The organism is Mesorhizobium sp., from assembly GCF_041661565.1.
In the GTDB taxonomy this organism is placed as follows: Bacteria; Pseudomonadota; Alphaproteobacteria; order Rhizobiales; family Rhizobiaceae; genus Mesorhizobium.
Window position 1 is genome coordinate 22,752 of record NZ_JBAZUD010000049.1, and the last position, 8,110, is coordinate 30,861.

The 8,110-nt window shown below is 64.4% G+C and carries 8 protein-coding genes; all 8 read left to right on the forward strand.

From position 1 onward, the window contains the following. The first annotated feature begins 19 nt into the window (after nucleotides 1-19). A complete protein-coding gene (locus WC739_RS11235; RefSeq protein ID WP_372953102.1) occupies nucleotides 20-943 on the forward strand; it encodes a cell wall hydrolase in 924 nt (307 codons plus the stop codon). A 92-nt stretch (nucleotides 944-1,035) separates the two neighbouring features. Continuing rightward, entirely contained in the window at nucleotides 1,036-1,641 is a 606-nt protein-coding gene (gene recR, locus WC739_RS11240; protein WP_372953103.1) for a recombination mediator RecR, read from the forward strand. A 25-nt stretch (nucleotides 1,642-1,666) separates the two neighbouring features. Next, nucleotides 1,667-2,938, forward strand: a complete 1,272-nt coding sequence (locus tag WC739_RS11245; protein ID WP_372953104.1) for a lytic murein transglycosylase — start codon at nucleotides 1,667-1,669, stop codon at nucleotides 2,936-2,938. Nucleotides 2,939-3,201: 263 nt separating this feature from the next. Next, a complete protein-coding gene (locus WC739_RS11250; protein WP_372953105.1) occupies nucleotides 3,202-4,845 on the forward strand; it encodes an ABC transporter substrate-binding protein in 1,644 nt (547 codons plus the stop codon). A gap of 18 nt (nucleotides 4,846-4,863) precedes the next feature. After that, nucleotides 4,864-5,925, forward strand: coding sequence for an ABC transporter permease (locus tag WC739_RS11255; protein ID WP_372953106.1), 1,062 nt, complete (start codon nucleotides 4,864-4,866; stop codon nucleotides 5,923-5,925). Then, entirely contained in the window at nucleotides 5,922-6,842 is a 921-nt protein-coding gene (gene nikC / locus WC739_RS11260; protein WP_372953107.1) for a nickel transporter permease, read from the forward strand. The genes WC739_RS11255 and nikC overlap by 4 nt, the downstream gene beginning before the upstream one ends. Beyond that, nucleotides 6,839-7,678, forward strand: a complete 840-nt coding sequence (locus WC739_RS11265; protein WP_372953108.1) for an ABC transporter ATP-binding protein — start codon at nucleotides 6,839-6,841, stop codon at nucleotides 7,676-7,678. The genes nikC and WC739_RS11265 overlap by 4 nt, the downstream gene beginning before the upstream one ends. Then, a partial coding sequence (locus WC739_RS11270) for an ABC transporter ATP-binding protein (RefSeq protein ID WP_372953109.1) occupies nucleotides 7,675-8,110 on the forward strand: 436 nt, incomplete at its 3' end. The genes WC739_RS11265 and WC739_RS11270, both read left to right, overlap by 4 nt.

An 8,110-nucleotide genomic window follows, 5' to 3' on the forward strand; every position in this document is an offset into this window, starting at 1 on the left:
CCGAAATGAGGGTTACCTGTTGATCGTCACGCGATGGAAGATGCCGCTTTTGCTCGGCATCGTCACTTCTCCCCTGTTCTTGGCTGGCTGCAGCCAGACGACTTCACATGGCATGTCAGTCGCCAGCCTCACCGATGCCATCACGCCGAGTTTCCTGAGTTCGCGTCCGTTTGACCACACGCCCAAGGACAAGGAGTGCCTGGAGCGGGCAATGTTCTTCGAGTCCAACCGTTCGAGCCGTGACGGGATGATCGCCGTCGGCACCGTGGTGATGAACCGGCTGCGCTCCGGCAATCACGGCAACACCATCTGCGACGTCGTCGGCGAACCCGGGCAGTTTGCGCCGGGTGTCATGACGAGGCCGATGAACTCGCGGGCGATGCCCGATGTCGAGGAAGCCGCCGCTGCCGTGCTTCGCGGCGAGCGCAAGGCCAAGCTGAAGAACACGATGTACTTCCACACCGCCGGCCTGCGCTTCCCCTACAAGAACATGCACTACACCATGGTCGCCGGCGGCAACGCCTTCTACGAGAAGCGCGGCCGCAACTGGCAGCCGTTGCCGGACGAAAACCAGGTCGCGGTGGCTTCCATAGCGCCTCCGGCTCCCATGCCCGCCGCGCCCGTAACGCTTGTCGCTTCCGCCGAGCCGGCGAGGACGGCCACCGTCCGCGCCGCTCCCGCCGAGCAGGCCTTTATCACCGCCTCGGTTGCGCCGGCCGCGAAATCCGCCCGTGTCCAGGCCAAGCAGACAATCGTTGCGATGCAGGAGCCGATGGAAGAGCCGGATGCCGCCCGTTTCGGCGGTGGCTTGAACAAAAGGGTGATCAGCTCGATTCAGGGTGCGCCGCAGGAGGCGGCGATGGGATTCCAGTCGACGCCTGAAAACACCGATGATATCGGCGCGATGATTGTGAGCCAGGGTCGGCCGCTCGAAGCCAACTGACCCCATGCGCGCGCGGGTTCGCCAGGGACCGGCGGCGCAACATTCCGACGCGGGATGTTCCAAAGCGCTCTGAAAAATCCTAGATCAGGGCGATGTCCAAGCGAATCGCCGGTCCCGAGATCGAACGCCTGATCCAGCTCCTGGCCAAGGTGCCGGGGCTCGGTCCGCGTTCGGCCAGGCGAGCCGCCCTGCACCTGATCAAGAAGAAGGAGCAGCTGCTCTCGCCATTGGCCGGCGCCATGGCCGAGGCGGCCGACAAGGTGCGCGTCTGCTCGACCTGCGGCAATGTCGATACATCGGACCCCTGCATGATCTGCACCGATCCGCGCCGCGATGCCGGCACCATCATCGTCGTCGAGGACGTTTCCGATTTGTGGGCCCTGGAGCGGGCGGCCGCGATGAATGTCCGCTACCACGTGCTTGGCGGCACGCTCTCGCCGCTCGACGGCATCGGCCCCGACCAGCTCAACATCCGTTCGCTCGTGGACCGCGTCGCCGGCGGCGAGGTCAAGGAGATCATCCTCGCCGTCAACGCGACGGTCGAGGGCCAGACGACGGCGCATTACCTCACCGATCAGCTGAACGGCTTCGACATCAAGGTGACGCGGCTGGCGCATGGCGTGCCGGTCGGCGGCGAGCTCGATTATCTCGACGAGGGCACGCTGGCCGCCGCGTTGCGCTCGCGGACGGCGTTTTGACAAGATTGGCGGGGATGCTCCTGAGATGACTGCATTCCTTCGCGCGACAGAACGCGGACTTCGCCAGTTTTGCCGCGCTTTTTTCCTGGCTGCGATTGCATTCCTCGTCTTTTCTGCTCCCGCCTCGGCCGCAAAAATCGACGATCAGTTCCGCGGCTGGTTGCAGAACGACCTCTGGCCCGAAGCCAAAACCAAGGGCATTTCCAAAAAGACCTTCGATGCGGCTTTCGACGGCATCAAGCCCAACCTCAAGCTGCCCGACTTGGTGAAGCCGGGGGAGAAGGCGACGACGCCGAAAAAGCAGCATCAGGCTGAGTTCGGCTCGCCCGGCGCCTATTTCGCCGAGAAGACTGTTCGTGCGGTCACATCGGGCGGACGCGCGCGCGAAGCCGTCAACGCCAAGACGTTGGCGGCCGTCGAAAAGCGCTATGGCGTGCCGGGCGAAATCCTCCTGGCGATCTGGGGCCGCGAGACCGGCTTCGGCGCGGCGAGGATGCCTTATGACGCCTTCGAGGTGCTTGGCACCAAGGCGTTCATGTCGACCAAGAAGGATTTCTTCCGCACCGAACTCCTGGCGGCGCTCGAGATCGTCGAGCGGGGACTGGCCCCGGTCGGCGCGATGAAATCGTCCTGGGCCGGCGCGCTGGGCCAGCCGCAGTTCATGCCGAGCTCGTTCCTGAAGCATGCGGTGGATTTCGATGGCGACGGCCGTGCCGACATCTGGAACTCGACGCCGGACGTCCTGGCCTCGATTGCCAATTATCTCGTCCACTATGGCTGGGTAAAGAACCGCGGCTGGGGCTTCGAGGTCACCGTGCCTGAGGCGGTCTCCTGTTCGCTCGAAGGTCCAGACCAGGGCAAGAGGATTTCGCAGTGGGCGGCGATGGGCATCAGGCGTGTCGGCGGAAAGCCGTTTCCCGCCGGCGAGCTGAAGGCCGAAGGCTTCCTGCTTATGCCGGCCGGCCGCAGCGGACCGGCGTTCATCGCCACCCCCAATTTCTACGTGCTGAAGGAATACAACACCAGCGACCTCTACGCGCTGTTCATCGGCCATGGCGCCGATCGCATCGCTCACGGCGACAGCAATTTCGCCGGCGGCTGGGGCGAGGTCGGCGGGCTCTACCGCTCGGACATCGCGGCTCTTCAGCGCGCGCTGGAGGCCAAGGGCTATGACGTGGGCAGCGCCGACGGCCTGCCCGGTTTCAAGACCCGCCGCTCTATCGGCGAATGGCAGGCAAGGAACGGCCGCGCCGCCACCTGCTTCCCGGATGCAGCTCTGGTCGCGGCGCTTAAATAGCCCCGGAATTGGCAGATTTTTCCCACTCGGCCGCCTCGATTAGCCGGCGCATGCGTCGACTCGACCCCGCCCGCTCTGGTCCAATACGGCGTCGCACAGATGCTCGGTACAGGTTTGGAAGCCGCCGGATAGGTGTTGACCAACTGGACAAAAACCGCGACGGTAAGGGGTCTCAGGGCTGTATTTTTGGGCTCCTGAAAACAAATTCCGAACCCTGAGCCGGGAACTCAGGTCAACAAACAACAAAACAGGGAACGATCACCATGATGATGGAAAAGTTTGCTCTACGCTCTCGTGTCCTGCTCGCCGGTGCGGCCATGTCGGCGCTTCTGCTGGCCGGCGCGCCAGCCGGTGCCGTTACGCCGGCCGACACGCTGGTCGAAGGTTTCGCGATCGACGACATCATCTCCATGGACCCGGGCGAAGCGTTCGAGCTCTCGACGGCCGAGGTCACCGGCAACACCTACGACCTGCTTGTCCGTCTCGACCTCGCCGACACCTCCAAGGTCAAGGGCGACCTCGCCGAAAGCTGGACCGTCTCCGACGATGGCCTGACCTACACTTTCAAGCTCAAGCCCGGCCTGAAATTCGCCTCGGGCAATCCGATCACTGCGGCCGACGTCGCCTATTCGTTCGAGCGCGTCATCAAGCTCGACAAGAGCCCGGCCTTCATCATCGGCCAATTCGGCATCAGCGGCGACAACGTCGCCGAGAAAGCCAAGGCGGTCGACGACACGACCTTCCAGTTCACCGTCGACAAGGCCTATGCGCCGAGCTTCGTCCTGAACTGCCTTTCGGCGACTGTCGCTTCGGTTGTCGACAGCAAGCTGGTCAAGGAGCATGTCGTCACCGCCGCGCCCACCGCCGACTACAAATACGACAACGACTTCGGCAATGCCTGGCTGAAGACCGGCTACGCCGGCTCCGGCGTCTACAAGCTGCGCGAATGGCGTGCCAACGAGGCCGTCGTGCTCGAGCGCAACGACAATTACTACGGCGAGAAGGCCAAGCTTGCCCGCGTCATTTACCGCAACATGAAGGAAAGCTCGGGCCAGCGCCTGGCGCTCGAGGCCGGTGACATCGACGTTGCCCGCAATCTCGAGCCCAACGACCTGGACGCCATCGCTAAGAACGCCGACCTGACCACCACCAGCGCGCCCAAGGGCACGGTCTATTACATCAGCCTCAACCAGAAGAACCCGAACCTCGCCAAGCCCGAGGTTCGGCAGGCCTTCAAGTACCTGGTCGACTATGACGCGCTGAGCACCACCATCCTCAAGGGCATCGGCGAGATCCACCAGACCTTCCTGCCCAAGGGCGTTCTGGGTGAACTCGACGAGAACCCCTTCAAGCTCGATGTCGCCAAGGCCAAGGAGTTGCTGGCAAAGGCCGGTCTGCCCGACGGCTTCAGCGTCACCATGGACGTCCGCAATGGCCAGCCGACGACCGGCATGGCGGAATCGATCCAGCAGACGCTTGGACAGGCCGGCATCAAGCTGGAGATCATTCCCGGCGACGGCAAGCAGACGCTGACCAAATACCGCGCCCGCAACCATGACATCTATATCGGCCAGTGGGGTCAGGACTATTTCGATCCGAACTCCAATGCCCAGACCTTCGCCTCGAACCCGGACAATTCCGATGCGGGCAAGACCAAGACGCTCGCCTGGCGCAACGCCTGGGACATTCCGGACCTGACCAAGCAGACGGAAGCGGCCCTGCTCGAGAAGGATGCCGGCAAGCGCGCCGCCGAGTATCAGGATCTCGAGAAGAAGATCCTCGACACCAGCCCCTTCGTCCTCATCCATCAGCAGCTTGAAGTGGCTGGCCTGCGCAAGAGCCTCAAGGGTTTCGCGCTCGGCCCGAGCTTCGACAGCAACTTCGTCGGCCCGGTGTCGAAGGAGTAGCGTCCGCGGACGCGCCGCATGAGCGCGGTTGAAAACGAGGGCGGGCGCGGCAGCGCCCGTGCCGCCGCCTTTGCATCATCGCTGGGCCGCTTCCTGGTCATCGCGATCACGACCTATCTCGGTCTGCTCGCGGTGACGTTCTTTATCGGCCGGGTCATACCGATCGACCCGGTCCTGGCGGTCCTGGGCGACCGGGCGCCGGCCAATGTCGTCGAGCGCACGCGCCGAGAGATGGGTCTCGACCTGCCGCTGGTCGAGCAATTCTACATCTATGTGAAAAGCGCGTTGCACGGCGATTTCGGCACCTCGGTGCTGACCACGAATCCGGTGATGACCGATATCCGGCGCGCCCTTCCGGCAACGACGGAACTGGCGACGCTGGGCACGTTGATCGGCGCGCTGTTTGGCGTGCCGCTTGGCGTGCTCGCCGCGGTCAAACGCGGCAGCATCATCGACCAGATCGTGCGCGTCATCGGCCTGATCGGCTATTCCGTGCCGATCTTCTGGCTCGGACTACTGGCGCTGGTGCTGTTCTACGCCAAGCTGCAATGGGTCGCCTTCCCGGCGCGGCTCGACGTCGTCTACGAATACACCTTCACGCCGATCACCGGCTTCTACCTTCTCGATTCCGCCATGCAGGGGCAGTGGGATGTCTTCCATGACGCCTTCCGCCACATCATCCTGCCGGCCTCGCTGCTCGGCTACTTCTCGCTCGCCTACATCAGCCGCATGACCCGCTCGTTCATGCTCAATGAACTCACCCAGGAATACATCGTCGCCGCGCGCGCCAAGGGCCTGTCCGAAACCCGCATCATCTGGGGTCACGCGCTGCGCAACGCGGCGGTCCCGATGGTGACGGTGATCGCGCTGTCCTATGCCGGCCTGCTCGAAGGGTCGGTGTTGACCGAGACCGTGTTCTCCTGGCCGGGCATCGGCCTCTACATCACCAATTCGCTGCAGAATGCCGACATGAATGCCGTGCTTGGCGGCACGATCGTCATCGGCTCGGTGTTCATCGGCATCAATCTCCTGTCCGACCTGCTCTACCGAGTGCTCGATCCGAGGACGAAGGTCCGATGAGCGCGGATACGATCCAGAGCCGTCGTGCCTGGCTGCTCAGCGAGCGGCCCGCATCGCGCATGCAGGCGCGGCTCGGCCGCGCCTATGTGGCGTGGCGGCGCTTTTCCGCCAACCGGCTGGCGTTTCTCGGCCTGCTCATCATCATCGCCCTGCTGGTCATCGCCGCCCTTGCCGGCGTGCTGGCCCCCTATTCGCCGACATTCGGCGACCTCAAGGGCTCGCGCCTGCTAGCGCCGAGCGCCGAACACTGGTTCGGCACCGACGATCTCGGTCGCGACATCCTTTCGCGCATCCTCTATGGCTCGCGCTGGACGCTCTACGTGGTCATCCTTGTCGCGGTCATCGCGGCGCCCGTCGGCCTGCTGGTCGGCACCGTCGCCGGTTATGCCGGCGGCTGGACCGATGCCGTGCTGATGCGCGTCACCGACATCTTCCTCGCCTTTCCCAAGCTGATCCTGGCGCTGGCGTTTGTCGCCGCACTGGGCCCGGGTATCGAGAATGCGGTGCTGGCCATCGCCATCACCTCCTGGCCGCCCTACGCCCGCATTGCCCGCGCGGAAACGCTGACCGTGCGCAATTCCGATTACATCAAGGCGGTACAGTTGATGGGCGCCTCGCCCTTCCGCATCGTGCTACGCCACATCATGCCGCTCTGCATTTCCTCGCTGATCGTGCGCGTGACGCTCGACATGGCCGGCATCATCCTGACCGCGGCCGGTCTCGGCTTCCTTGGCCTCGGCGCGCAGCCGCCGCTGCCCGAATGGGGCACGATGATCGCGTCGGGCCGGCGCTTCGTGCTTGACCAGTGGTGGGTGGCCGGCGCGCCTGGCTTCGCCATCCTGATCGTCAGCCTCGGCTTCAACCTGCTCGGCGACGGCCTGCGCGACGCGCTTGATCCCCGGAGCGGCGACCAATGAGCGGCGGCACACTGCTTGACGTCGACGATCTGCGCGTCACCTTTCCGACCCGCACCGGGCTCATCGAGGCGGTGCGCGGCGTTTCGTTTTCGCTGGGGCGCGAACGGCTGGGCATCGTCGGCGAGTCCGGCTCCGGCAAATCGCAGACTGGCCGCGCCATCATGGGACTGACACCTCCGCAGGCCCGGATATCGGCCAACAAATTGGCCTTCGACGGCATCGACTTGCTCGCCGCGTCGCCACGCGAGCGCCGGGCGCTGCGGGGGAAACGCATCGCCATGATCCTGCAGGATCCGAAATACTCGCTCGACCCGGTGATGAGCATCGGTCGCCAGATCGTCGAGACGCTGCGCACCCATGAGAAGGTCGGCAAGTCCGAGGCGCGCGACCGTGCGCTGGCCATGCTGGAAGCCGTGCAGATCCGTGATCCCGCCCGTGTCTTCGACCTGCATCCGCATGAAGTGTCGGGCGGCATGGGCCAGCGCGCCATGATCGCCATGATGCTGATCGCCGGTCCGGAAATGATGATCGCCGACGAGCCGACCTCGGCGCTCGACGTGACCGTGCAGCTCGACGTGCTCGGCATCCTCGACAGGCTTGTCAGCGAGCGCGGCATGGGGTTGATCTTCATCTCGCACGATCTGCGTCTGGTTTCGTCCTTTTGCGACCGCGTCATCGTCATGTATGCCGGCAAGGTGGTCGAGCAGCTCAAGGCGTCTGAATTGAGCCAGGCGCAGCACCCCTACACCCGCGGCCTGCTCAACTGCATGCCGAGGATCGGCTTCGAACGGCATCCACTGCCGGTGCTCGACCGCAAGCTGGAGTGGGCGGCATGACGGCGGCAATTGCCATCGACGGGCTGGAAGTGGTCTTCGACCGGTTTCGAGCGCTGAAAGGCGTCAGCCTGGAAGTCAGGTCGGGAGAATCCTTCGGCCTCGTCGGCGAATCCGGCTCCGGCAAATCGACGCTGCTCAGGGCCATCGCCGGCCTCGCGCCGGTCGCCTCGGGCACCATCACCGTGAACGGCAAGAAACTCGGCGCACGCCGCGACAAGGCGTTCTACCGCGAAGTGCAGATGGTTTTCCAGGATCCCTATGGCTCGCTTCACCCCCGCCAGACCGTTGACCGCCTGCTGCAGGAACCACTGGCCATTCATGGTTTTGCCGACGGCGAAAAGCGCATCCAGCGGGCGCTCGACGAGGTTGGCCTCGGCAACGGCTTTCGCTTCCGCTACTCGCATCAGCTGTCGGGCGGCCAGCGCCAGCGCG